This is a genomic window from Streptomyces shaanxiensis (assembly GCF_039537145.1).
Classification (GTDB): Bacteria; Actinomycetota; Actinomycetes; order Streptomycetales; family Streptomycetaceae; genus Streptomyces; species Streptomyces shaanxiensis.
In genome coordinates, this window is record NZ_BAAAZY010000024.1 from 322,170 (window position 1) to 346,921 (window position 24,752).

Here is a 24,752-nt window from a genome sequence, read left to right on the forward strand (position 1 = left end):
CTCGGCGGCAACGCACCGGTGCTGGTCCACGCGGACGCCGATCTCGACGACGCGGTCGACCAGTTGTCGTCGCTCGCCTTCTACAACGCCGGGCAGGACTGCACGGCGCCGACCAGGATCCTCGTCGACCGGAGCGTCCACGACAGCTTCCTGGCCCGCTTCGCCGACCGGGCCGCCCAGTTGCTGCCCGGAGCGCCGGACGACCCGCAGGCCGACTTCGGACCGCTCGCGAACTCGGCCCAACTCGCCGCCGTACGCGGCCTGTTGGAACGGCTCCCGGACCACGCCGAGGTCGTCACCGGTGGCGCCGCCGTGGATCGTCCCGGCTACTTCCACCGGGCGACGGTGGTCGCCGGGGTGCGGCAGGAGGACGAGATCGTGCGCAGCGAGGTGTTCGGCCCGGTCGTCACCGTGCAGCCGTTCGCCGACGAGTCCGAGGCCTTCCGCCTGGCCAACGGCGTTCCTCAGGGGCTGGCCGCGAGCGTCTGGACCCGTGATCACGACCGTGCCATGCGGGCGAGCCGTGTGCTGCGGACCGGCATCGTCTGGGTCAACACGCACGGCACGACGGTGTCGGAGATGCCGCACGGCGGCGTCCGTCACTCCGGCTACGGCAGCGATCTCTCCCTCACCGGGCTGCTCGACTACACGCAGGTCAAGCACGTCATGCTGTGACGGGCACTCGGCGCAGGCGGCCTTACAGCTTGGCGCCGAAGTTCTGCGTCCACCAGGGGCCGCCGGAGCCGTCGTGGATGCCCACGCCGATGTCCTTGAACGAGCAGTTGAGGATGTTGGCGCGGTGGCCGGGGCTGTTCATCCAGGACTCCATCACCGCCTCCGGGGTCTGCTGGCCCTGGGCGATGTTCTCCCCGTAGGTGGACCAGCGGTAGCCCGCCTCGGTGATGCGCTGGCCGGGGTCCTCCCCGTCCGGGTTGGTGTGGTCGAAGAAGCCGCGGGCCGCCATGTCCGCGGAGTGGCCCTGCGCGGCCTTGTTCAGCAGCGCGTCCTCGGCGAGCGGACCGCACCCGGCGGCCGACCGCTCCTTGTTCACCAGCGCGACCACCTGCCCGACGGTGTCGGTGGGGACCGGCTGGGACTGCGGCGTACTGGAGGCCGTCCGGGTCGGCTTGGGTGTCGGCCGGGGAGTCGGCGTGGCCTTCTTGGTGGGTTTGGGGGTCTTTGAGGGGGTCGCCTTCTTCGACGGTGACGCGGACGGCGACGGAGGCTTGGACGCCGGCGCAGAGGTCTCGACGGGGCTGGCTTCCGCGAGGTCCAGGTCCGGGGCGCCGGCGGTGCGGGCGGCGGTCGGCTCCTCGGTTCCGGTTCCGGTTCCGGGGGCCTTGTCGAAGTACCAGAGGCCGCCGCCGGCCACGCAGGCCGCGACGACTACGCCTCCGACGGCGCGGCGCCGGATGCGCCGACGGCGACGGGCCTCGCTGCGTGAGGCCGCCCGGCCGCGGGCGGAACGGTGACCGGAGTCGCCCGATCCGGTGTGGCCCACGGACGCGCTCAGCCCGGTGGCCGAGCCGACCGCGGTCATCCCGCCGGTGGCCGACAGCACCCGCTCCAGCAGGGCGGGCGCCGCGGCGACGAGCGCGAGGCCGGCCAGGAGTCCTTCGGCGGGCATCAACCCGCTCCACAAACCCGAACATTGGACGCAACCACGGGCATGCCGGGCTATTCGCTTGCGCCACAGCGCAGAGGGCCGGCCCTCCCAGGAGGCCAGCACACCCCGCAGTTCCTGGCATCGGGGCCGGGAGTCCAGGGCCCGCACGACCACCCGGGCCGCCTCCAGCTGTGCCTTCATCCGCTGCACCCGAACCGCGGTGTGCTGCGGGGACAGTTCCAGGGCGGCGGCGACCTCGGCCCGGGTCAGCTCGCCGGCGCACTCCAGCCACCACAGGGACAGCAGCCCTCGATCGTCGGGCTCCAGCCAGCGAGTCGCGCGTGCGGTCTCCTGGCGCTGACCGGACAGCTGGAGCTGCACCATCGTCAGGTCCACGAAGTCGGCGCCGGGGTCCGCCAGGTCCTCGGCCTCCGACACGGCGCCGGGGGCCGACTGGCGGTCCTGCCAGTGGGCCCGGACCTGATTCATCGCGATCGCCACGAGCCAGGAACGGAAGCTCTCGGGGGCGCGCAGACCGCCGAGCGCGTCGAGGGCGCGCAGCATGGTGTCCTGCACGACGTCGTCGACGTCGACGGAACCGTTCAGAGCCCTCCCCACGATGTTGTAGACCAGCGGGAGGTACGCACCGACCAGGGCGTCCTGGGCCGCCTGGTCACCGTTTCGGGCCGCGGTGACCAGTGCCGCCAGTTCCGTCGTGCGCTCTGTACTCATCAAAAACTTCCCTGTCCTCGACGCCGAACGAAGCTGTCCGATACATGGGAGATCGATCGACGAGCCGCGGATAACGGTTCTTCGGACGCTTGTTCCAGGAGAGACTCACGGGGCCGGCGGGGTGGCGCAATGGGGGAAGTCACATTGGCGGGACCGAGCCGTAGGCCGTCCGGAGAGACCGGCGAGTGACAAATGGGATGAAAAGTCAATCACCTTGGGTCGAATTCACCAGGTCGAGTGAACCAGATCTTGCGCGCGGCGCGGCAGGGATGCTCAGCCTCGACCGGGGGTAACTACCCGGATCAAATGCCCCCCTGCCGAGGTGGAGCGGACATGACGCCGGACGCCGACGACCGCGCCCCCTACCCGACCGAGGACTTGGCCGCGGACTCTCTCCGCTCGGTGCCGCCCCCGGCGAACGCTCATGCCCGCACCCGTAGATGCGGTCCGTTCACCGTGGTCGAGGTCGTCGGCGAGATCGATCTGGCGACCGCCGTGTTTTTCACCGAGCATCTGGACGCCGCGACGGCGCGGCCGGAGCCGGACGTCCTCGTCGATCTGCGACAGGTGGACTTCTTCGACTGCTCGGGACTGCGCGCGCTGTGCCGGGCCGAATCGCGGATCAGAGACCGGGGCGGCCGCCTCCGGATCGTCTCCGACGCGCCGCGGATACAGCGACTGCTGCGCGGTGCGGGCCTGCTGGGCCGCTTCGCGCCCTTACCGGGCATCCCGGGGGAAGACGGCGATTTCGGTGACCACGGCGATAATCCGTAACTCTGGTGGGGAAGAGGTCGATTCTCTGTAATCCATACGGAAGACGGTGATTCTCCGCAGCGATCCGAGGTGTCGACCGGGCGGCCCCACTCCGCCCGGCCGACCCCCAGTGCGAGATCGCGAGGGCCCCTCGGCAGGGCGCGCACTCCCCATCCGCGCGCCTCTGCCGAACTGCACGGGGCCGTGCGATCCCGGTCCCTTAGAACGCGAAGAGGCTCGTCCCGTAGGAGCCCTTCACGCACTCGTTGGAGAAGGTGCGCTCATAGGAGACGCGCTTGCCCTGCCAGACGCCGTCGACCGTGACGATCACGGGATCGTACTGCTTGGTGCACAGCACGCCGTCCCTGGCTCTCAGCGCATCGAAGTCCCCGCCCACGCCCCGCAGTTCGACGCAGGCCGACATGGCGTCCGGGTGCGTGCCGGAGGCCGTCGGGGAACAGCTCAGGGTGACCGCGCGCACCGGCGTGGTCATGGTGGCGGTCTCGCCGTGGGCCAGGGTGAGCACCAGGGCCGAGGGGGCGTAGAGCGAGGCGGGGGCGGCGTCCTGGCCGGCCAGGGCGGATCCGGTGAGGGGTCCGCAGACGGCGGTGGCCGTGAGGCCGAGGGTCGCTGCCCAGCGCGCGGTGTTCCGCATTGTGTGCATCCTTCCGCTCGAGTTGAGGGTGTGTCGGCTCCGGCGCGATCGGTGCCGGAGCGACGAGCGGGAGTCTGCCGAGTCCGCCGCCGAAACTCACATCGACACCACGGGTTTCAGTAACCTTGCGTATTGAATCAGTGGCGTGAAGTAACGGACTTCGAACGTTCCAACGCCGAAACTTGGCGGCTCTTGATCGTTCCAAGTCGCCGAGTGGCCGGTTTTCGCACGCTGATTAATAGGCCTGAAACATTCCGGTTGGGCCCTCCGGTTGAGCTCTCGGCTGACTCGCCGTCCGCCCCTTGTGTTCATGGAGAAGCGGAGTAATCGTCATTACATGATTACCAGCGAACAACGACAGAAGCTGCGCGGCTGGTTCGCCGGCCGGCTGCCGGACGACCTCTTCGAGGAGCTGACCGAGGTCACGGTCGACCGCGAGGAGATCACCGTGATCGGCCGTATCCCCGCTCCCCACCTGGCCGAGGGCGTCTCGGCCGCCGAGCGGGAGGCGGCTGTGGAGGGCCGGATCCAGGAGTTCCGGGAGCGCACCCGGGAGACGCGGATCGGGGTGGCCCGGGAGGCGGAGCACCGGTTCCGCCGAAAGGTGTCCTGGGGTGTGGAGTGCGACGGTGAGCGTGCGCTGTTCACGCACATCGCCGCGCCGGTGATGACGCGGCTGCGCCAGCCCGAGCGCCAGGTCCTCGACACCCTGATCGCGGGCGGGGTCGCCCGCAGCCGCAGCGACGCCCTCGCCTGGTGCGTACGGCTGGTCCAGCGGCACACGGACGACTGGCTCACCGAGCTGCGCGAGTCCCTGGAGAACGTCCAGCGGGTGCGGGCCCAGGGGCCGGACGCCGAGCCGGAGGAGGCGGCGCCCAAGGACAGCGACTGATGGAGGTTTCGTCCACTCAGAGCACCGAAGATGGATGAACCGCCCTCTGGTGCGGATCTCACGCCCGGCCGTACCGTCTGCAGATCCCGAGAGGACGGCATCCGCCCTGCCCGCACACCCCAGCGGCAGGCACCGGCCGTCGCCACCGCCGCGCCACAACGCGCTCCACCGCCCCGCCCACGCTGGAGCCCCCTTGTCCTCGCAGTCCCCTCAGGCCCCGCAGTCCGCACCCCCCTCCCCCGCTCCCTCCCTGACCGAGGTGGAGGCTCACGGCGTCGACCGCATCCCCGACGCCGAGCGCACCGCGACCCCGCTCGATCTGTTCCGCCTCGCCTTCGGCGGCGCCAACACCTTCTCCACCTGTGTCCTGGGCGCCTTCCCGATCCTGTTCGGCCTCTCCTTCTGGCAGGGCCTCGCGGCCACGCTGCTCGGGGTCGTCGTCGGCGCGCTGATCCTCTGCCCGATGGCGGTGTTCGGCCCGGTCAACGGCACCAACAACGCCGTGTCCTCCTCCGCGCACCTCGGTGTGCACGGCCGCGTGGTCGGCTCCTTCCTCTCCCTGCTGACGGCCGTCGCGTTCTTCTCGATCTCGGTGTGGAGCTCGGGCGACGCCCTGGTCGGCGGCGCCCACCGGCTCTTCGGCCTGACCCGCGGCAACCTGTCGTACGTCGTCGCGTACGCCCTGTTCGCCGGGCTGGTCCTCGCGGTCTGCGTGTACGGCTTCCGCTTCATGCTGTTCGTCAACAAGGTCGCCGTGCCCTCGGCCAGCGTGCTGTTCCTGATCGGCGCGATCGCGTTCGCCGGTGACTTCGACCCGTCGTACGCGGGCGTGTTCACGGACTCCGCGGACGCGGCGACCCAGTCGCTGTTCTGGCCGTCGTTCATCGGCGCGGCCCTGATCGTGCTGTCCAACCCCGTCTCCTTCGGGGCCTTCCTCGGCGACTGGTCGCGCTACATCCCGGCGAGCACCCCGCGCCGCAAGGTGATCGGCGCCGCGTTCCTGTCACAGATCGCGACGCTGCTGCCGTTCGTGTTCGGCCTGGCGACCGCGAGCATCATCGCCACGAAGGTTCCGGAGTACGTCGACCCGGCGGCACCCGACTTCGTGGGCGGCCTGCTGGCGATCTCGCCGGGCTGGTACTTCCTGCCGGTGTGCCTGCTGGCGCTGATCGGCGGCATGGCGACGGGCACGACCGCGCTGTACGGGACCGGGCTGGACTTCTCGTCTGTGTTCCCGCGGCTGTCGCGGGTGCAGGCGACGCTGCTGGTCGGCGGGCTGTCGATCGCGTTCATCTTCGTCGGGCGGTTCGGGCTCGACCTCGTGCAGTCGATCTCGACCTTCGCCACCATGATCATTACCTGCACCACGCCGTGGATGGTCGTGATGATGCTGGGCTACTGGACCCGCCGCGGCTGGTACGACCCCGACGCCCTGCAGGTCTTCAACCGCCGCCAGCGCGGCGGCCGTTACTGGTTCGCGCACGGCTGGAACTGGCGCGGCATGACCGCCTGGTGGGTCGCGGCGCTGATCGGTGTGCTGTTCACCAACATCCCGGGCCAGTTCGTCGGCCCACTGGGCGATCTCGCGGGCGGGGTGGACATCAGCCTGCCGTTGTCGCTGGCAGTCGCCGCCGTGCTGTTCCTGGTGCTGCTGCGGCTGTTCCCCGAGCCGCGGGCGGTGTACGGGCCCGAGGGTGCGCGGCTGGCGCGTACCGTCGAGGTGCCGGTGCCGCCGATCACGGGGCCGGGCGCGAAGGGCGACGCGGAGCCGTTGTCAGACCCGTCCGCTACGTTGCGGGCATGACCAACTTCGTACTGGTGGCAGGGGCGTGGCTCGGGGCGTGGGCATGGGACGAGGTGGCGGCCGAGCTGCGCGCGGCCGGGCATGACGTTCATCCGCTGACGCTGTCGGGCCTCGCCGAGAAGCAAGGGGTGCCCGCCGGGCAGCGGACCCACGTCCTGGACATCGTCGACGAGGTCGAGCGCCTCGATCTGCGGGACGTCGTCCTCGTCGGGCACAGCTACGCCGGCGTGCCGGTCGGGCAGGCGGCCGAGCGGATGGGCGACCGGCTGAGCCGTGTGGTGTTCGTCGACGCCATGGTCCCGGTCGACGGAGAGTCGTCCCTCTCCGGCTGGCCGAGCGACGAGGTGCGGGAGGCGATCGCCGCGACCGGCTTCTGGCCGCCGCAGACCGCCGAGGACTACGCGGGGCAGGGCCTGACGGACGAGCAGATCGCGCGGATCGTGAACGGCTCCACCCCGCACCCGGGTGGCACGGCGACGGAGCCGGCCGTGCTCACGGGCGACCTCGGCAAGCTTCCGGGGACGTACATCAAGTGCCTTCTCGACGGCGACGAACCATGGGGTGCCGCGGCCGAACTCCTCAAGAGCGATCGCTGGGAACTGGTGAACATGAACACCGGCCACTGGCCGATGTTCTCCCAGCCGCGCGAACTGGCCCAGATCCTGCACCAGTCGGTGACGGCCCCCTGATCCACTCCCCCGCCTACCGGTCGGTATGGTCGGCGTACAGCGCGTTCTCAGTGACGAGAGGCGGGGCCTACGCATGGGCAAGCACTGGGCGGACTTCCAGTACGAGATCTATCTGAACGGGATGACGGGTGCCGTACCCCGGCTGCCCACCGATCTGACCCGGCTGGAGGAGCTGACCGAGCGGCGTCTCGGTCCGGGTCCCGTCGGCTATGTGGCGGGCAGCGCGGGCGACGGCAGCACCGCCCGCGCCAACCGGGCGGCCCTCGGGCGGCGCCGGATCGTGCCGCGCATGCTGCGGGACGTGCACGAACGGGATCTGTCCGTGGAGGTGCTGGGCCGCGCCCTGCCCGCTCCGTTGGCGCTGGCGCCGGTCGGGGTGCTGTCGATCATGCACCCCGACGCCGAGTGCGCGGCGGCCCGGGCCGCTGCCGCACAGGGCGTGCCGTTCACCCTGTCGTCGGCGTCCAGCACACCCATGGAGCAGGTCGCGGAGGCGATGGGCGACGCCGAGCGCTGGTTCCAGCTGTACTGGCCGAAGGACCCGGAGGTGGGCCGGAGTTTTCTCACCCGGGCCAAGGCGGCCGGGTTCACGGCGCTCGTCGTCACGCTGGACACGCCCATGCTGGCCTGGCGGCCGCGCGACCTCGACCAGGCATATCTGCCGTTCCTGCACGGCGTCGGCACGGCCAACTACTTCTCCGACCCCGCCTTCCAAGCAGGCCTCGCCAAACCGGTGCTGGAGGACCCCAACGCGGCCGTCATGCACTTCGTCGGCATGTTCTCGGACCCCGCCAAGACCTGGCCGGACCTGGCGTTCCTGCGGGAGAACTGGGACGGCCCGATCGTCCTGAAGGGCATCCTGCACCCGGATGACGCCCGCGCGGCCGCCGACGCCGGGATGGACGGGGTCGTCGTCTCCAACCACGGCGGCCGCCAGGTGGCCGGGTCCGTCGGGGCGGCCGACGCCCTGCCCCGGGTCGTGGAGGCGGTCGGCGACCGGCTGACGGTGCTGTTCGACAGCGGCATCCGCACCGGCGACGACATCTTCAAAGCACTGGCTCTCGGCGCGAAGGCGGTCCTCGTGGGACGGCCGTACGCCTACGGGCTCGGCCTCGACGGGCAGGCGGGCGTGGAGCACGTCATCCGCTGTCTGCTCGCCGAACTCGACCTCACCCTCGCCCTGTCCGGGCACGCCGGCCCCACCACGATCGGCCCCGCCGACCTCGTCGAGGAATCCGCATGACCGTCCCGAAGAACGTCCTCGCCGTCATCTCGCCCCACGTGGGCGGCCGTGGCATCGGAGCCGGACTGGCCACCCTCTTCCCCGAGGGGGCGAACGTCACTGTCGTCGAGGCGGCCGATGAGGACCCGGCCGCCCTGCGCTCCGCCCACGTAGTCATCACCGCGCTCGCCCCCGTGAGCGCCGAACACCTCGCCGCCGCACCGCAGTTGGAGCTGGTGCAGTGCGCCAGCCACGGCTTCGACTACGTCGACGTGGACGCGGCACGCGGGCGCGGAGTGCGGGTGTGCAACATCGGCTCCAGCGGCGCCGAGGCACAGAACGTGGCCGAGCAGACCTTCGCCCTCATGCTCGCCCTGGCCAAGCAGCTGGTCCCCGCCCACACCGCACTCGTCGAGGCCGACTGGGCACTGCCCCGCCTCCAGCACTCGCTGACCGAACTGTGCGGCAAGACGCTCGGCATAGTGGGCCTGGGCCAGATCGGGCGGCAGGTCGCCCGCCGCGCGGTCGCGTTCGACATGAGCGTCGTCTACGCCGGACGACGCCGGCTGCCGAAGGAGACCGAGGCCGAGTACGGCGGCGCCCGCCACGTCCCGCTCGACGAACTGCTGAGCACCGCCGACTACGTCACCCTGCACGCCCCGCTCACCGACGAGACCCGGCATCTGCTGAGCGCCGAGCGGCTGGCGCTGCTCAAGCCGACGGCGTTCGTGATCAACACCGCGCGGGGCGCCCTGATCGACCAGGACGCCCTCGCCGACGCACTGGAGAAGGGCACCCTGGCCGGGGCGGGCATCGACGTCTTCGACCCCGAACCACCCACCCCGGCCCTGCGCCTGCTCCGCGCCCCGAACGTGATCCTCTCCCCGCACGTGGGCGGCGTCACCCGCGAGACCCTCGTACGGATCGCGCTGGCCGCGGTCGAGAACGTGGCCGCGTTCCTGGCGGGCAGAGCACCGCAGGACGTCGTGAACTGAGCAGGCCGGGGCGCATTCCGCCACAGTTCGTCAGCGCCCCTTCGGGGGCGCTGGGCCGTGCTCGACATGCGGCTCCGCCTCGCGGGCGCGACCAGCCCCGACGGCGCCGGTGGACAACCGACAACGCACACCGGCACCAACCGCGGGTCGTTTACGCCTCCTCCCCCTCCGACGCCAACCCCACCACCCGCGCCGCAGGCCTCCCGCTCTCCCCGCTCGACAGCGAACCGGGGCTCGCCGACGCCACCGGATCGGTGAGCCAGCGCTGTGCGTCGGAGCCGTCGCGGAGCTTGACGACGATGTCGGCGCCCGCGTCGGGTGTGGTGGACGCGAGGGCCAGCCGCTCGTCCCAGCGGGGCAGGAACTCGCCCTGCACGGTGAGGTCGTAGCGCACGTCGTCGGCCCGTTTCGCGTCGTCGTCGGCGCACTTGCCGAGGATCGCCACGCCGGTGTCGACGTGGGAGTCCAGGCACAGTTCGGGGTCCGCCGCGCTGCGCAGCAGGCCGTCCTTCTCGTACGACCACTGCTGGGTGTCGTCGGCCGAGCACTCGGCCAGTTCGGTACCGGCCCCGGCCTTCGGGTCGCCCCGGATGTCGAGGCACAGCTCGGCGTCGGCGTTGCGCAACCTGGACTGTAAGGGTGCGGTGGGGAGTTGGGCCGTGCCGGGCGGTGCGGAGGACACGGCGGGCGGAACCCCGGTCCCGGTGCCGCCGCCGGTGGCGGAGGCGGCCGGGTCGACCCCGTCGTCGTCCGACAGCAGACCGGCGGCGAGCATGGCCGCGATCAGCCCCGCGGAGGCCAGTCCCACGCCCGTGAGCAGCGTCCGCGAGGAGCGCGGACCGCCGACGGGTCTGCGGATCTGCGCGGGGACGCGCGACAGGAGGCGCCGGCGTCCGGCGCCGTGCCGGGCGGTGCCGCGTGCGCGGGGCCCGCCGGACTGCGTACGGCCCGGGCGGGTGTCCAGATAACGGCGCGCGCCCCAGCCGAGCACCGCCTCGGCGATCAGCGCTCCCAACCCGCCCTCGAAATGACTCAGTTGTTCGGCGGCGTTACGGCAGTAGCGGCACTCCGTCAGATGCTGCTGGACATCCGGCAGCAGAGCCCCGCCGCGGCGAATCGGGACGTCGAGGAGGCGGTTGTAGAACCGGCAATCCTTCGTCGGCGCGAGTTCCCGATGGGCATGTACACAACCTTCGCGGAATTTATCACGCGCTTGTTCGAGCGCCACCGAGGCGGTAACGGTATCCATGCCCAGCAGACCCGCCGGCACGCTTAACGGCTCGGCCTCGACCTCGGTATGCCAGAGCAGACATCGGGCAAGTCCTGGAAGCGCCTGGAATGACCGATCGGCGAGCTTCCGATTTTCGGGCGTCATCGACTTCGCCGTACGCATACCGCGACCGCCCGCTGGTTTCGCCAACTCCGGCAGAACACCCGTTATTCGTTCCTCGGCCGACCACTGCCGGACCGTGTCCCGGACGGCGACGAGGAGCCGGGGCCGCAGCGCGGCGGCAGGTTCGCCCAGCGCCAGACGGTCGAAGACCTGATGGAAGGCCGCGGCGGTGACCATGTCGGCGGCGCCCGCCGTCGAGGCGAGACAGATCACCGCGTATTCGCGGCCCGATTGCCAGTGCCGTGCCAGGAGCAGGGCGACGGACGGAGCGGCCTCGCTGTCCGGACGGCCCCGCAGCCGGGCGGCGAGACCTTCGTCGGATTCCTCGGGAACCCCGCCGGGCGGCGGGTAAGGGGGGCGAGGGGGGTGGGGGGTGGGCACTGAGGGGATTCCTTCCCACGCGCATGTGACTCAGAAGGTCTGGTGCCGAAAAGGAGGAGCGGTCTGGTGTGTACCTTTTCGGCGCGAGCGCGGGGAGCCCGAATTCACCGACGTCCATCCGCCCCGGTTCCCCACGGCACGAATGAGCATCGGCCTTTTCCAACCCCCCACGGGTACTTCACCCTTGCACAGCACGCTCACGACCAACAAGGCACTTGGGCAACATACGCACCTTTGAAAGAAAGTCAGATACTGCGGCAACTCGCCGCACCCGCGCGAGCTTTCGACTTTCCATGCGCCCCGTGTGAAACTCGCGCACGCGCCGGAGCACCACGCACGCTCCCCGGCGCACACGCCCGCGTAGTCCACTGGAAGCGGCCCCTCGGAAGGCCCCGCGCAGGATGGGGGTCCCCTGCTCGAGCGAAGCCGAGAGCTCGGGGGAGGTTCTCCTGCGTGTCACAGGCCGCCGACCCCGTTCCTCCCGCCCTCGGTCGGCGGCCCCCGAGGGGGGGCGGAACGGGGCGGCCGGCCGACGCCCCTCAGATCTGCCAGGAGCGCAGCCGGTCGGCCGCGCCGTACACATCGACCTTGCCGGAGATCAGGTCACGGGCGAGGTCGACGAGAGCGCCGTAGGGCGGGTCGATGCCGACGCCGCTGACGAACATGTAGGCCACCGCGGCCGCGCAGGCGAAGCGGGCGTTGGCCGAGGGAAGCGGCTTGAGCAGGGCGAGGGTGTGCAGCAGCGCGGCGGCCCGCCAGGCCGGGTCGGAGTCGACGCCCAGGCGGGGCGGATCCACGCGATGGCGGGCGACGGCGGCGACCAACGCGGAGAAGTCGTTGATCGTGGGCTGGTCCGGCAGGACCTCTTCGTGGCGCTGGAGCAACCAGGGCACGTCGATATGAATGACGGGTGCCATAGGTCAGGCAGCCCGCCCCTCGCCCTTTGCGGGCGGTTCGTCGTCGGGGAAGGCGGCCGCGAACTCGTCCGCGTGCGTCGCGAAGAACCGGCGGAACGCCTCGGCGCCCTCCTGCAGCGCCCGGTGCCGGGCTATGTCGGCCGCGGCCGCCTCCCGCACGAGCGCCTTCATCGACGTACCGCGTTCCTTGGCGATCTGCCGCAGGTCCTCTAGCTCGCGGTCGCTGAACTCCACGTTGAGAGCTGGCATGCCCTCACGGTACCGCTCGGGTACTTACGCGTAAATACATGCAGGTCAAGTGTGATGCACGACGGTACCGAGGGGGATGCGGAACGCTCTGTAGAGCACCGGGCCGCTCGGAGGACGACCCCTCGACACTCACACGACGCCCCCGAGACGTAGGTCACATTCGGCCGTGGGATGTCACACCCCGGCCCATGCCGGGCCTCGCAGTAGTGAGCGCGCACTGGGAGGCCCCCGTATGTCCGACAGCCCCGTACCCGTCACCGACGACGCGACCGGCGTCTTCGTCCGGCACCGTGAGCTGATGTTCGGCGTCGTCTACAACATGCTCGGCAGCGTCGCCGACACCGAGGACGTCCTGCAGGAGACCTGGCTGTCGTGGACGGCACGCGGCGCGGGGTCACCGCTGGACGGGATCACGAACCCGCGGGCGTACCTCGTGCGGATCGCCGTGAACCACGCCCTGGCCCGGCGGGCCGCGATCAGCCGCCGCCAGGAGACGTACGTGGGCCCCTGGCTGCCCGAGCCGCTGGTCGCGGACGGCGAGGGGAGCGGCGCCGACGACCCGGCGCTGCGCACCGAGTCCGTGTCGCTGGCGATGCTGGTCGTCCTGGAGTCGCTCTCACCGCTGGAACGCGCGGTGTTCGTGCTGCACGAGGTGTTCGGGTACCCCCATACGGAGATCGCGGAGATCATCGACCGCAACCCGGCGGCCGTACGGCAGCTGGCGCATCGCGCGCGGGAGCATGTGCATGCGCGGCGGCCGCTGTACGAGGCGCATCCGCGGGTGCGGCGGGAGGCGACCGAGCGGTTCGTGCGGGCCGCGGTGGGCGGTGACATCGCGGCGCTGATGGAGATCCTCGCCCCGGACGTGACGGTATGGACGGACGCCGGGGGCAAGCGGAAGCCGGCGGGGCTGCGTCCCGTGCAGGGCCGGGACAAGGTGGTCCGGTTCTTCGGCTCGTACGCGCGCCGGGGCGGCGGTGCGGGCGGGCTGGACCTGACGTACCGGCGTGTCAACGGCGACGACGCGGCGGTGCTGTTCCAGGGCGAGGAGCCGTACGCCGTCCTGGTCCTGGACCTGACGCCGGACGGCGAGCGGGTGTCCGGCGTCTACGTGGTGAGCAACCCGGACAAGCTCACGCATGTGCGCAGGGAGGAGGCGTGAGCACGCGGGAACTGCCCGGGCCCGGCAGGGGCGAGCGGGTCGCGGACTGGTTCGACGGGCGGCTCGGCATCCACTCCCTCGGCCGGAAGTACCTGCGCAAGGTCTTCCCCGACCACTGGTCCTTCCTGCTGCGCGAGATATGCCTGTACAGCTTCGTGGTGCTGATCCTGACGGGCGTGTACCTCACCTTCTTCTTCCATCCGTCGATGAACGAGGTGACGTACCACGGCAGTTACCTCCCGCTCAACGGCGTGCGCATGTCCGAGGCGTACGCCTCCACGCTGGAGATCAGCTTCGACGTCCGGGGCGGGCTGCTGATGCGGCAGCTGCACCACTGGGCGGCGCTGGTCTTCGTCGCCGGGATGCTCACGCACATGATGCGGCACTTCTTCACCGGGTCGTTCCGCAAGCCGCGGGAGATCAACTGGCTGTTCGGGTGGAGTCTGCTGTTCCTCGGCATGTTCGAGGGCCTGTTCGGCTACTCGCTGCCGGACGACCTGCTGTCGGGGACGGGTCTGCGGTTCGTGAACGGGGCGCTGCTGTCCGTCCCGATCGTCGGGACCTATCTGTCGATGTTCCTGTTCGGCGGAGAGTTCCCGGGCGACGACATCGTGGCCCGCTTCTACTCGCTGCACATCCTGGTGATCCCGGGCATCATGGCGGCGCTGGTCGTGGCACACCTCCTGCTCGTCGTGTACCACAAGCACACCCAGTTCGCGGGCCCCGGACGTACCGAACGCAATGTCGTCGGCGCCCCGTTCATGCCGGTGTACCTGGCGAAGGCGGGCGGTTTCTTCTTCCTCGTCTTCGGCGCCCTCGCCCTCATGGCGGCCGTGGCGACGGTCAACCCGGTCTGGTCGTACGGTCCTTACCGCGCCGACCAGGTCTCCACCGGCGCCCAGCCCGACTGGTATCTGGGCTTCGCCGAGGGGCTGGTCCGCATCATGCCGGGCTGGGAGATCACACTGTGGGGCCACACGCTCGTCCTGGGGGTGCTGATCCCGGTCGTGGTGTTCCCGCTCCTGCTGGTGTTCATCGGCGTGTACCCCTTCCTGGAGGCCCGGATCACCGGCGACAGGCGAGAGCACCACCTCCTCGACCGCCCCCGCAACCGCCCTGTCCGCACAGGGATCGGCGCGGCCTGGATCAGCCTCTATCTGATCCTCCTGGCGGGCGGCGGCAACGACATCGTGGCGACCCGGCTCCATCTGTCGATCAACACGGTGACCTGGGCGATCCGTATCGCCGCGCCGGCCGTCCCGGTGATCGTGTTCGTCGTCACCCGTCGTATCTGTCTCGGACTCCAACTCCGCGACAGGGAACGCGTGTTGCACGGCCGCGAGACCGGCGTGATCAAGCGGCTTCCGCACGGCGAGTACGTCGAGGTGCACGAGCCGCTGAGCCGGGCCGAACTCCACACCCTGACCGCTCACGAGCGGCCCGGCGAGCTCGTGGAGCACGAACCGTAGGGAAACTGTCGGCGGCAAGCGGTCGTACGGCGTGTTCCAGGGCCGTCTCCTCCCGACGGCCCCTACAACCCCGGGTGATGCCCCGCCGTCACCCCCGATACCGACACCACCGGTGCTCCGGGTGCGACAACACCTCACCCCACCAAGGGAGTTCACGTGTACCTGCGCTCAACGGCCGCCCGGCCGACCGCCGTCGCCGCTCTCGCCCTGGCCGCCACCGCCGTTATCACGCCGCCCGCCCACGCGGCCGACGGCGGCGACTACGTGGTGACCCTGGACAGCAGCACCGCCACGACCGACTACACCCACCGCACGGTCGACCTGACCGGCACCCTCACCCGCACCGACGGCACCCCCGTCACCGACGCGCCGGTCCAGCTCGAGGAATCGGTGCTGTTCGACACCTGGAACCCCTGGGGAGACCCCATCGACCCGACCGAGTGGGAGACCCGTGGACTCGGCACCGTCCGCACGGACGCCGAGGGGCGGTTCACCCTGGAGGACGTTCCCGCGGACCGCGTGGACGACCGCCCGAGCCCCTTTCTGGCGCCGCGCCACCAGGTGATGTTCCGGGCGATCTACGACACCGACCCCACCGACTTCCACATGGCCTTCGCGGACACCACGGTCAAGGTGGAGCCCGTCACCAGCGTCATCAGCTACCGGGTCAGCAAGACCAAGGTGCGCGAGGGCGACACCCTCGTCGTCAAGGGCAGGGTCGCCTGGCCCGCCGGGCACGGCCCGACCGCCGGCACCCGGGTTTTCCTGCGGACGTACTTCGAGAGCGAGCACAACGCGCAGACCACCACCGACGCGCGCGGCAACTTCACCGTCCGCGCCACGATCCGGGACTACGACAACGAGTTCGCGATCTTCTCCGCGCCCAAGGACTACTACATCGCCGGCGCGAGCAAGGATCTCCCGGTCAAGAACGTCGCCCCGTAGCGAGGGCTGCGGACACCGCGGAGGCCCGCCGCACCCGTCGGCAGCGGGCCCCTGCAGTTCTCGTCCTGCCGTCAGCCCTGGGCCGCCACGAAGGAGGCCATCCGGGTCAGGGCGGAGTTCCAGTTGATCGTGTGCTCGTTCGTCGACCAGGACTGGATGTCGTCGATGTAGCAGAACTGACCGACGCAGCCCTGCAGTTTGCTCTGCGCGTAGGGGTCCTGGATGCTCGAGTTCGGCCCCCCGGCGAGCGTGCCGACCGGCGGGTTCGGCTGGCTCGGGTCGAGCTGATGGGCATACCAACGGGCGTGCTGATTACGGGAGTTGACCTCGCCGTAGCCCGTCACGTACGAGATGTTCAGCGCGTTGCGGCCGAAGAGGTAGTCCATGCTCTGCACCGCCGCGTCACGGTACTTCGAGGCACCCGTGATGTCGTACGCGGTGGCGATGACGACGGCGTTGTGCAGGATCTGGTGGTTGGAGCCCCAGTCGTAGAGGTTGCCCTCGGGGGCGTACGGCATCCCGTAGGGCTGCGACTTCAGATTGGCCACGTACCGGTCCGCTCCCTTGACCACGGACTGGCGCACCTTGTCCCGGCCGGGCAGCCTGCTCGGCACGGTCGCCAGGTCCAGCCGGGCTGCTGCCGCCGTCCGGGCCCAGTCGTAGCCGAGGGCGCCGAAGATGTCGGCCGTGTGCACCGGGGAGTCGAGGACGTGGTCCGCGAACTCCTTTTCCCCTGTGCTCAGATACAACTCGGCGGCAGCCCAGTAGAACTCGTCCGTGACGTTGTTGTCGGCGTAGGTGCCGCCGCCGATGCCGTCGCTCTCGGAGGCGTACCGGTCGGGATGCGCGAGCGCTGCCGTCCAGGCCTTGCGGGCGGCGGCGAGTGCCTTCGCCGCGAACTCCTTGTCGTACGGCCTGTACAGGCGCGCCGCCTGCGCGGCCGTCGCCGCCAGGTTCAGGGTCGCCGCGGTGGACGGCGGATGCAGTTCGCGTTTCTGCGGGTCGTCGCTCGGCAGCAGCGGCAGGCCCGTCCACTGCTCGTCGTGGATCTTGTGATGGGCCATGCCGGCCAGCGGCTGTCCGGCGGGCACCTGCATCTTCAGCAGGAACTCCAGCTCCCAGCGGACCTCGTCCAGGATGTCCGGGACCTTGTTGCCGCTCTCCGGGATGGCGAGCGTGCCGTCGCCCAGCTTCTCCGACTCCCCGGTGCGGGCGAGGCGTTCGCGTTCGTACGTGCTCAGCAGCTCCCACACGGAGATGCCGCCGTTGACGACGTACTTGCCGTGGTCACCCGCGTCGTACCAGCCGCCGGTGACATCGAGCGTGTAGTCGCACACGCCCGGCTGGCAGGGCACCGCGCCGTCGCCCCGGTTGGGCGCCACGTCGACGTGTCCGGCGGGGCGGGCGTAGCCCGGGCGCAGGTCGTCGCGGATGGCGATGCCGCTGCGCTGCGTGTAGTAGTACTTCACGGCGTCCAGGCGCAGCCGCTCGTAGGCGGCCGTGCCGATGTCGAAGGGGCGGCTCGCCTCGCCGTCGGCGACCAGCGTGAGGCCCTTGCCCTGCTTGCGGTAGGCGCCGAAGTCGATGGAGTGGACGTTCTGCGCTGAGGAGCCGTCGGTGCCGCGCGGCACGGTCCAGCCGTGCGCGACCACGGCGCCGGACGCGTTCTTCAGCTGCCAGGGCAGCTTCTCGGTGGCGGCGGTGACCAGGGTGGCGTTCTTCGGTCCGGCGGGCAGATAGGCGACCTGGTTCACCCGCACCCGGGGCCCGGTGTCGGGCTCGTACACCTCGGGCGGCACGCCGCCCAGCAGCGACGCGTTGTCCATGCAGAAACGCCACGGGTCCGCGCTGCCGCCGAGCTGGAACGCGACCTGACCCTGCGGGGTGTCGACGGGCGAGGTGAAGGTGTACGAGTACGAGTTCCCGGAGACGCTCAGCTCCGGCGTCACCTCGAAGTAGGTGTCGTACGGCGCCGCCGACAGGCCGACGATCGCCCGCACCACATGCCCCTCGGGCGAGCCGTTCGCGGTGAAGGAGAACCGGTACGACTCCCCCTTCACCAGGGTGATGTCGTTCTGGCCGACGCCAGCGTCCCAGCGGTTGGTGGTGCCGCCGGGAACGTCGGCGCAGAGCTGACCGTCGGACAGGCCTGCGGTGACGTTGCTGGTCGCCCACCATGGGGCGGTCGTGGTGTCGAAGGTGCCGTTCTTGAGTTGCTCGACCTCTTCGGCGCCAGCCGGTGCGGCCGGGAGTGCGGTGAGTCCCGCCGCCAGCAGGGCTGTCAGGGACAACAGGGTGGTTCTGCGTCGTTTCACGTCTGGGCTCCTCGGGGGGAGGGGCGGGTGACGCTCGCGGTGGGAGCGCTCCCAGATGCGGACGGAGCCATGCTTGTTGGCGACATGACACTCCGTCAACGGTTCGGACGTAACGCTTCGCTGGAAGGTGCCGGGACAGGCCGCTGCCGTCCGGACCGTGACGTGGGTCAGGTGGCGGGTGCCTCCAGCTTGCTGATCCGTATCGCTCCGCGAGCCTCCCCGGGGTGGGCGCTGGTCAAAGTCAGTCGCAGTCGGGAGCCGCGTACCGCGTTGAAGGTGACGACGGTCGGCGCGTCCGAGGCAGTCGCCCAATCCACGGCCGTGCCCTCCACCGGCACATACCGGCGGCCGTCCCACACCTCGGCCGCGACCGACGCGGGCAGGGTGTGCGTCGCGTCCACGGTGAACGAGACCTCCACACGGTCGAACGTCCGCGTCCGGCCGAAGTCCACACTCACCCAGTCCTCGGACCTGGCTCCGCTGAAGGCCGGCAGCAGGGCTGTCGCCGCCTTGAGGAAGCCGTTGGACCAGCCGGTGGCCGGGTCGCCGTCGAGCATCGCGGCCGGGAGGGTATCGGGTCGGCCGGAGTAACTGGCGTCCGCATGAGGGTAGTTCAGGGGCGCCGGGTAGTCGGGCCCGAACGCCGCGGCCGGAGTGAGTGCGGCCGACCGGGCGGGAGTCGCCCGCACCGTGACACCGCCCGCACGCAAGCCCTCGGCCCGTGCGGTCACCTTCAGAGCACCCGCCTTCGTACCGGACCGTACGATCGCCAGCGCCTTGCCGCAGAAGGCCGTACGCGTGCTGGCCTGGTATCGCTCGGCGCTCTCCTCGCGCCCGTTGTCGAGCCCGGCGAGCGATCCGCCCGTCACCTCGAAGGTGATCAGGTCCTCGGCGTCGGGCACGACCACGCCCCGGGCGTCGACGACCTCGGCGGTGACGAAGACCAGTGAACGGCCGTCGGCGGCAAGGGACTTACGGTCGGCGCTCAGCCGTACGGCCTTCGGCGCACCGGCCGTGCGCAGTACGTCGGTGGCGACCACCTTGCCGTCCCTGCGCGCCACCACCTTCAACTCCCCCGGCTCGTACGGGACTTTCCAGGTGAGGTGGAGCTTGCCCGCGCTGCCGTTGGGGCTGGTGTAGCTGCCGGGGTAGGGGCCCTCGGTGAAGGTCTTGTCGTCGCCGGTCGCCTCGGTGGTCTCCAGGTAGGTCCGGCCGTCGACGGTCTTCTTGGTGTCGAACGTCCGCGTGCCGAGGGACTTCCCGTTGAGGAACAGCTCCACGGTGTCGACGTTGGAGTACGCCCACACCTCGACCGTGTCGCCCTCGGCGTGGTTCCAGGTCATGGGCAGCAGATGGACCATGGGCTCACTCACCCACTGGCTCCGGAACAGGTGGTACATGTCCTTCGGGAAGCCGGCGGTGTCGACCGCGCCGAAGAAGGACGCCTTCACCGGGAAGACGTCGTACGGCGTGGGCTCGCCGATGTAGTCGATGCCCGACCAGAGGAACTGTCCGGCGAACCACTTCCGGTCGCGGTCCTTCTTGTGCCCGTACTCGCCGCTCATGGTCCAGGAGGCGAGGTTGTTGTCGTACGACGAGGTGGCCCGCTTGCGCGGTGTGTGGTTCTCGCCGGTGTTGAGGCGCTCGGGCTCCTGATAGGTGCCTCGCGTGGACGTCTCGGAGGACGACTCGGACTCGAAGAGGAACAGGTGGGGATAGCGGGCGTGCAGGGCGTCCACCGACTTGGCGGTGTTGTAGTTGAGGCCGAGGCCGTCGAGCTTGGCCAGGATCAGGTCGCCCGGCGAGCCCGGGGCGGGGACGCTGCGGTGGCGGTGGGAGCCGATCACGACCGGGCGGGTGTCGTCGGAGGCCTTGATGGCGGCGATGAGCCGGTCCGCCATCGCGAGCCCGGAGGTCGAGGTGAACTCGGAGACCTCGTTGCCGATCGACCACACGAGGACGGCGGGCGAGTTGCGGGCCGCCAGCACCATCTCCGTGATGTCCTTGTCGGCCCACTCGTCGAAGAAGCGGCCGTAGTCGTAGCGCGTCTTGGGCGAGCGCCAGCAGTCGAACGCCTCCACCAGCATCACGATGCCCATCTCCTCGCAGACCCGGATCATCTCCGGCGAGGGCGGGTTGTGGGAGGTGCGGAAGGCGTTGACGCCCATCGACTTCATGATGGTCATCTGCCGCCGGATCGCGTCGATGCTGACGGCGGCGCCCAGGGCGCCGAGGTCGTGGTGGAGGTCGACGCCCTTGATCTTGCTGGGGGCGCCGTTGAGGTGGAAGCCTTCGTCGGGGTCGAAGCGGAAGGTGCGGAAGCCGAAGGTCGTGCGGTGGGTGTCGGTGGTGCTGCCGCCGACGCGCAGTTCGGTCTTCAGGGTGTAGCGGTGGTGCGGGGTGTCGAAGTCCCACAACTTCGGCTCGGGGACCGTGAGTTCGTGGGTCTCGGTGGTCTTTTCGGTGACGGCGACCGTGGAGGACGTACGGGCGACGGTACGGCCGCCGGGGTCGACGATCCGCGAGACGATCTCGACGTCCGTGCCGCCTCCGGAGGCGTTCACCACCGAGGTCCGCACCCGTACGACGCCCCGCTCCTCGGTGATCTCGGGCGTCGTGACGTACGTGCCCCAGCGCTCCACGTGCACCGGTTCGGTGACGACGAGACGGGCCTCGCGGTAGATGCCGCTGCCCGAGTACCAGCGGCTGCTGGGAAGGCGGTTCTGCACTTTGACTGCGAGCACGTTCTCGGTACTGCCGTCGGTGTGCACCAGATCGGTGAGGTCGAAGGCGAAGCCGGTGTAGCCGTAGGGGTGGCGGCCGGCCTCCTTGCCGTTGCAGTAGACGTAGGAGTCCATGTAGACGCCGTCGAACTCCACCGATATCCGCTTGCCCGCGAGGGCGGGCGGCAGGGTGAAGGCCAGGCGGTACCAGCCGAGGCCGCCGGGAAAGAAGCCGGTGCCGCTGGTGGTGCCGTGCTCGGTGGTCGGGGCGAACTCGATGCTCCAGTCGTGCGGCACCGCGACCTCGCGCCAGCCCGAGTCGTCGTAGCCGGGCTCGGCGGCGTCGGCGTACTCACCGGTCGGGTCGGTGATGCCATCCGGGTTCACCAGGGCGAAGCGCCAGCCGTCGCGCAGCGGGACCGTGCGGCGGCCGGGCGCGCCGGCCTCGGCGAGTTCCGCGGCCCGTGCCGTGGGGACGCTCAGCAGCGCACCGGCCGCCGGAGCGGCCGTGGAGGCGAGCAGTAACGATCTTCGAGTGACTGTCATGGCGGCTCTCCCTCATCAGGGCCCAGAAGTACTCACAACTGATCGCGAACAAACAGATTCTGACGGGATGGCGCGCGGGGCAGTCAAGAGTGCGCCAAGAGGGTTCCGGGACGTACGGGTCGCCGAAGCACTAGTCTGGAGCCCAAGTGACACGCTTGTTCACCGTGAGTGTGCGCGTTGGAGTGGCGAGCATGAGCCCGGAGTATCCGTTCGACGAGGCCGCGACGGCCCGGGCGGTCATCGACGACAGCGGCGTGCTCGTCGAGTGGAACGCCGGGGCCGAGCGATTGCTGGGCCACCCGGCCGCCGAGATCCTGGGACGCCCCGCCATGGATCTGCTGGCCGACGGGGGGCACCGCGGTTCCGGCGCCCCCGAGGGCGAGCGGTGGGACGGCATCCTCACCCTGCGCCATCGCGACGGCGGCGACATCACCGTGTGGCTGCTCGCCCACCGGCTACGCCCGCAGGACGCCGGGCCCGACCGCTGGCTCGTGGTCACGCCGATCGAGGCGGACGGCCCTCGGCTGCCCGACGATCCGCTGGACAACGTCGGGCTGCTCGAGTCGCCCTGCGCCATCGCGATCTACGACGAACGGCTCCGACTGCGCAGGATCAACCCCGTCATGGCGGAGGTCCTCAGCCTCTCCGAGGAACACGTACGAGGGCTGCGGGCGCCCGAGCTGACCGGAAGGGCCCAGAGCTACGACATCGAGCGCCAACTCCTGCGCGTGCTCACCACGGGCCGGGGCACCGACGTACGGACGTACGTCCCGGTCGGCGGCGACAGGACGTACGCCTGGCTGGCCCGCATGGCCCCGATCACCGACGGCAAGGGCCGGGTGCGCGGCGTGTCCGTGGCCGCGCACGACTTCACCGATCAGTACCTGGCCAAGGAGCGGCTGCAACTGGTCAACGAGGCCAGCGTGCGCATCGGCACCACCCTCGACGTCACCCGCACGGCACAGGAGCTGGCGGACATCTGCGTCCCCGCCCTCGCCGACTTCGTGAGCGTCGACCTGCTGGACCCTCCGGAACACGGGGGCGAACTACCCAGCGGCCGGCTGACGGCCCCGGTCGTGCTGCGCCGGGCCGCCCACCGGTCCGTCAACCACGGCACCCCCGAAGCCGTGGTCAAGCCGGGGACCGTGGACGAGTATCCCGCCCCGTCGCCCCAGGCCGACGCGCTGCTGGCGGGACACGCCATCGTGGCCTCGGCCTCGACCGGCGACCTCGGCCCATGGCTCTCCTGGGACCCGGCACGCGCCGAGCGGATCCGGGAGTACGGCGTCCACACCACCATGTCCGTGCCGATCCAGGCCCGCGGCACCACCCTCGGCGTCACCGTGCTCACCCGGTTCAAGAACCCCGAGCCATTCACGCCCGACGACGTACTGCTCGCCGAGGAGATCACGGCACGGGCGGCCGTCTGCATCGACAACGCCCGCCGCTACTCCCGCGAACGCGACACCGCCCTCGCCCTGCAGCGCAGCCTGCTCCCCCGGTCCCTGCCGCGCACCGCCGCGCTCGAAGCGGCCTCCCGCTATCTCCCCGCGGCGCGGTCCGGAGTGGGCGGCGACTGGTTCGACGTGATCCCGCTGTCCGGGCTGCGGGTCGCGATGGTCGTCGGGGACGTCGTCGGGCACGGCATCCAGGCCTCGGCCACCATGGGCCGGCTGCGCACCGCCGTACGCACCCTCGCCGACATCGATCTCGCGCCCGACGAGCTGCTGACCCACCTCGACGACCTGGTCGTGCGCCTGTCCGAGGAGACGGGCAACGAGGGCAGTCCCGGCGAGGTCGGCGCCACCTGTCTGTACGCGGTGTACGACCCGGTCTCCCGGCGCTGCACGCTGGCCCGGGCGGGCCACCCCTCTCCGGTCATCGTCCCGCCGGGCGGCGAGCCGCGAGAGATCGAGCTGCCCGCCGGGCCGCCGCTGGGCCTGGGCGGGCTGCCGTTCGAGTCCGCCGAGATCGAACTGCGCGAGGGCACGGTGCTCTCCTTCTACACCGACGGCCTCATCGAGACCCGTGAGCGCGATGTCGACGCCAGCCACGCGCTGCTGTGCGAGGCGCTCACGGCCCGTTCCGACTCGCTGGACGAGACCTGCGACCACGTCCTGCGCGCCCTGCTCCCGCCCGGCGGTGCCGCCGACGACGTGGCACTCCTGCTGGCCCGCACCCAGGGGCTGCCCGCCTCCCGGGTCGCGACCTGGGACATCCCGGCGGACCCGGCGCTCGTCGCGCCCATCCGCAAGCAGGTCGTGGAGCAGCTCGGCACCTGGAGTCTGAGCCAGGCGTCGTTCACCGCCGAGCTGGTGGTGAGCGAGCTGGTCACCAACGCCATCCGCTACGGCATCCATCCCATCCGGCTCCGGCTGATCCACGACGCGGCCACGCTGATCTGCGAGGTCTCCGACACCAGCCACACGGCCCCGCATCTGCGGCGCGCCAAGACCTTCGACGAGGGCGGCCGCGGGCTGCTGCTGGTCGCCCAGCTCACCCAGCGCTGGGGCAGCCGGCACACGACGGACGGCAAGACGATCTGGGCGGAGATCGGGCTCGTCGACGAGGAGTGACGATGAGTGACTAGCCTGCGGAAAAACGGGGAGTCGTGACAACTATGGGACGTGCACGGGCATTTCACTCCTCACACCGAGCGACTCCCCTCGTGACCGCCGTCGCACTACTGGGCCTGGTCGCCGCCTGCGGCAGCGGCGCCGACGCCGGCGGTGCCGTGCGGCCACCGGCCGGCACGAGCAGCGGTACGGCCACGGCCGACACGGGGAGTCCCGCATCCGAGCCGGGCACGACGGAGCCGGGCTCGACCGGACCGGGCACCGCCGACACCGGCAGCCCCGTGACCCAGTCGGCCGCGGCCGCCCCGCGCTGCCACACCTCCGAGCTGCGCGCGAAGATCGGCCGTCCCAGTCCCGGGGCGGGACAGCGAAACTTCCCGATCGTGCTGACCAACACGACCGACCGCACCTGCACCGTCCGCGGCTACCCCGGTGCCGCGTTCGTGGACGCGTCCGGCGAACAGCTCGGCCCGGACCCGAAGCGCTCCCCCGACACGCCGACGAGCGTGTCGCTGGCCCCGGGCCGCAGCGCGTGGGCCGGGCTGTCCTTCGCCAGCCCCGAGATCAGCGGGGCCCGTACGGCCGAGCCGGATGCGCTGCTCGTGACACCGCCCGACGAGCGGAATCCGCTCGAGGTGGCGTGGACGCACGGTGAGGTACCCGTGGCGGGGAACGAGTCCTCGGTGCGCCTGACGGTGTTCCAACCCGGCACCGGAGGCTGACCGGCG

At 70.7% G+C, this 24,752-nt stretch carries 19 protein-coding genes; 12 read left to right on the forward strand and 7 right to left on the reverse strand.

The features are described from left to right. Positions 1–675: aldehyde dehydrogenase family protein (locus ABD932_RS35810; RefSeq protein ID WP_345019442.1), on the forward strand; the 675-nt coding region annotated here is incomplete at its 5' end. 22 nt (positions 676–697) lie between these two features. Here ABD932_RS35810 and ABD932_RS35815 read toward each other — a convergent pair. Then, positions 698–2,338 (reverse strand): sigma-70 family RNA polymerase sigma factor, encoded by a 1,641-nt coding sequence (locus ABD932_RS35815; RefSeq protein WP_345019444.1) that lies wholly within the window; start codon positions 2,336–2,338, stop codon positions 698–700. 333 nt (positions 2,339–2,671) lie between these two features. On the opposite strand from ABD932_RS35815, the gene ABD932_RS35820 reads away from it, so the two are divergent. Further along, the gene (locus ABD932_RS35820) at positions 2,672–3,112 is read left to right on the forward strand and encodes an STAS domain-containing protein (protein WP_345019447.1); all 441 of its coding nucleotides are present in this window, start codon (positions 2,672–2,674) and stop codon (positions 3,110–3,112) included. Between the two features lie 199 nt (positions 3,113–3,311). On the opposite strand, the gene ABD932_RS35825 is transcribed toward ABD932_RS35820, so the two are convergent. After that, the gene (locus tag ABD932_RS35825; RefSeq protein ID WP_345019449.1) at positions 3,312–3,746 is read right to left on the reverse strand and encodes a protease inhibitor; all 435 of its coding nucleotides are present in this window, start codon (positions 3,744–3,746) and stop codon (positions 3,312–3,314) included. A 337-nt stretch (positions 3,747–4,083) separates the two neighbouring features. Here ABD932_RS35825 and ABD932_RS35830 point away from each other — a divergent pair, with 337 nt between their 5' ends. From ABD932_RS35830 to ABD932_RS35850, 5 genes are all read left to right on the forward strand, one after another. Continuing rightward, complete coding sequence (locus ABD932_RS35830) at positions 4,084–4,638, forward strand: hypothetical protein (RefSeq protein ID WP_345019450.1); 555 nt, start codon at positions 4,084–4,086, stop codon at positions 4,636–4,638. A 193-nt stretch (positions 4,639–4,831) separates the two neighbouring features. Next, on the forward strand, positions 4,832–6,442 hold the full coding sequence (locus tag ABD932_RS35835; RefSeq protein WP_345019452.1) for a purine-cytosine permease family protein: 1,611 nt from the start codon (positions 4,832–4,834) through the stop codon (positions 6,440–6,442). Next, the gene (locus ABD932_RS35840) at positions 6,439–7,131 is read left to right on the forward strand and encodes an alpha/beta fold hydrolase (RefSeq protein ID WP_345019455.1); all 693 of its coding nucleotides are present in this window, start codon (positions 6,439–6,441) and stop codon (positions 7,129–7,131) included. The genes ABD932_RS35835 and ABD932_RS35840 overlap by 4 nt, the downstream gene beginning before the upstream one ends. Before the next feature lie 73 nt (positions 7,132–7,204). After that, positions 7,205–8,374: a lactate 2-monooxygenase gene (locus ABD932_RS35845; RefSeq protein WP_345019457.1), complete on the forward strand. Its 1,170-nt coding sequence runs from the start codon at positions 7,205–7,207 to the stop codon at positions 8,372–8,374. Next, entirely contained in the window at positions 8,371–9,348 is a 978-nt protein-coding gene (locus ABD932_RS35850) for a 2-hydroxyacid dehydrogenase (protein WP_345019459.1), read from the forward strand. Before ABD932_RS35845 ends, ABD932_RS35850 begins: the two co-directional genes overlap by 4 nt. A gap of 151 nt (positions 9,349–9,499) precedes the next feature. Here the strand turns inward: ABD932_RS35850 and ABD932_RS35855 are convergent, their stop codons facing one another. The 3 genes from ABD932_RS35855 to ABD932_RS35865 all read right to left on the reverse strand — a co-directional run bounded on the left by ABD932_RS35855 (position 9,500) and on the right by ABD932_RS35865 (position 12,288). After that, positions 9,500–11,122, reverse strand: a complete 1,623-nt coding sequence (locus ABD932_RS35855) for an RICIN domain-containing protein (protein WP_345019461.1) — start codon at positions 11,120–11,122, stop codon at positions 9,500–9,502. 539 nt (positions 11,123–11,661) lie between these two features. Then, on the reverse strand, positions 11,662–12,039 hold the full coding sequence (locus ABD932_RS35860) for a toxin Doc (RefSeq protein ID WP_345019463.1): 378 nt from the start codon (positions 12,037–12,039) through the stop codon (positions 11,662–11,664). A gap of 3 nt (positions 12,040–12,042) precedes the next feature. Continuing rightward, positions 12,043–12,288: a hypothetical protein gene (locus tag ABD932_RS35865; RefSeq protein ID WP_030845137.1), complete on the reverse strand. Its 246-nt coding sequence runs from the start codon at positions 12,286–12,288 to the stop codon at positions 12,043–12,045. Positions 12,289–12,520: 232 nt separating this feature from the next. On the opposite strand from ABD932_RS35865, the gene sigJ reads away from it, so the two are divergent. The 3 genes from sigJ (at position 12,521) to ABD932_RS35880 (ending at position 15,864) form a co-directional block, all read left to right on the forward strand. Continuing rightward, complete coding sequence (gene sigJ, locus ABD932_RS35870; protein WP_345019465.1) at positions 12,521–13,450, forward strand: RNA polymerase sigma factor SigJ; 930 nt, start codon at positions 12,521–12,523, stop codon at positions 13,448–13,450. Next, positions 13,447–14,919, forward strand: a complete 1,473-nt coding sequence (gene qcrB, locus ABD932_RS35875; protein ID WP_345019467.1) for a cytochrome bc1 complex cytochrome b subunit — start codon at positions 13,447–13,449, stop codon at positions 14,917–14,919. The genes sigJ and qcrB overlap by 4 nt, the downstream gene beginning before the upstream one ends. Positions 14,920–15,075: 156 nt before the next feature. Then, entirely contained in the window at positions 15,076–15,864 is a 789-nt protein-coding gene (locus ABD932_RS35880) for a peptidase associated/transthyretin-like domain-containing protein (RefSeq protein ID WP_345019469.1), read from the forward strand. 71 nt (positions 15,865–15,935) lie between these two features. Here ABD932_RS35880 and ABD932_RS35885 read toward each other — a convergent pair whose 3' ends face one another. Beyond that, positions 15,936–18,179: a glycoside hydrolase family 9 protein gene (locus tag ABD932_RS35885; protein ID WP_345019471.1), complete on the reverse strand. Its 2,244-nt coding sequence runs from the start codon at positions 18,177–18,179 to the stop codon at positions 15,936–15,938. Between the two features lie 167 nt (positions 18,180–18,346). Further along, positions 18,347–21,448, reverse strand: a complete 3,102-nt coding sequence (locus ABD932_RS35890; protein WP_345019473.1) for a glycoside hydrolase family 2 TIM barrel-domain containing protein — start codon at positions 21,446–21,448, stop codon at positions 18,347–18,349. A 191-nt stretch (positions 21,449–21,639) separates the two neighbouring features. Between ABD932_RS35890 and ABD932_RS35895 the strand changes: the two genes are divergently transcribed. After that, on the forward strand, positions 21,640–24,024 hold the full coding sequence (locus ABD932_RS35895) for a SpoIIE family protein phosphatase (protein WP_345019475.1): 2,385 nt from the start codon (positions 21,640–21,642) through the stop codon (positions 24,022–24,024). 44 nt (positions 24,025–24,068) lie between these two features. Next, complete coding sequence (locus ABD932_RS35900) at positions 24,069–24,746, forward strand: DUF4232 domain-containing protein (protein ID WP_345019477.1); 678 nt, start codon at positions 24,069–24,071, stop codon at positions 24,744–24,746. Positions 24,747–24,752 lie beyond the last annotated feature (6 nt).

What these genes read in the sequence shown, in the direction of transcription:
- ABD932_RS35815 (WP_345019444.1), bottom strand. Translation starts at nt 2,338, where the DNA reads ATGAGTACAGAGCGCACGACGGAACTGGCGGCACTGGTCACCGCGGCC.
- ABD932_RS35820 (WP_345019447.1), top strand. Translation starts at nt 2,672, where the DNA reads ATGACGCCGGACGCCGACGACCGCGCCCCCTACCCGACCGAGGACTTG.
- ABD932_RS35825 (WP_345019449.1), bottom strand. Translation starts at nt 3,746, where the DNA reads ATGCGGAACACCGCGCGCTGGGCAGCGACCCTCGGCCTCACGGCCACC.
- ABD932_RS35830 (WP_345019450.1), top strand. Translation starts at nt 4,084, where the DNA reads ATGATTACCAGCGAACAACGACAGAAGCTGCGCGGCTGGTTCGCCGGC.
- ABD932_RS35840 (WP_345019455.1), top strand. Translation starts at nt 6,439, where the DNA reads ATGACCAACTTCGTACTGGTGGCAGGGGCGTGGCTCGGGGCGTGGGCA.
- ABD932_RS35845 (WP_345019457.1), top strand. Translation starts at nt 7,205, where the DNA reads ATGGGCAAGCACTGGGCGGACTTCCAGTACGAGATCTATCTGAACGGG.
- ABD932_RS35850 (WP_345019459.1), top strand. Translation starts at nt 8,371, where the DNA reads ATGACCGTCCCGAAGAACGTCCTCGCCGTCATCTCGCCCCACGTGGGC.
- ABD932_RS35860 (WP_345019463.1), bottom strand. Translation starts at nt 12,039, where the DNA reads ATGGCACCCGTCATTCATATCGACGTGCCCTGGTTGCTCCAGCGCCAC.
- ABD932_RS35865 (WP_030845137.1), bottom strand. Translation starts at nt 12,288, where the DNA reads ATGCCAGCTCTCAACGTGGAGTTCAGCGACCGCGAGCTAGAGGACCTG.
- sigJ (WP_345019465.1), top strand. Translation starts at nt 12,521, where the DNA reads ATGTCCGACAGCCCCGTACCCGTCACCGACGACGCGACCGGCGTCTTC.
- ABD932_RS35890 (WP_345019473.1), bottom strand. Translation starts at nt 21,448, where the DNA reads ATGACAGTCACTCGAAGATCGTTACTGCTCGCCTCCACGGCCGCTCCG.
- ABD932_RS35895 (WP_345019475.1), top strand. Translation starts at nt 21,640, where the DNA reads ATGAGCCCGGAGTATCCGTTCGACGAGGCCGCGACGGCCCGGGCGGTC.
- ABD932_RS35900 (WP_345019477.1), top strand. Translation starts at nt 24,069, where the DNA reads ATGGGACGTGCACGGGCATTTCACTCCTCACACCGAGCGACTCCCCTC.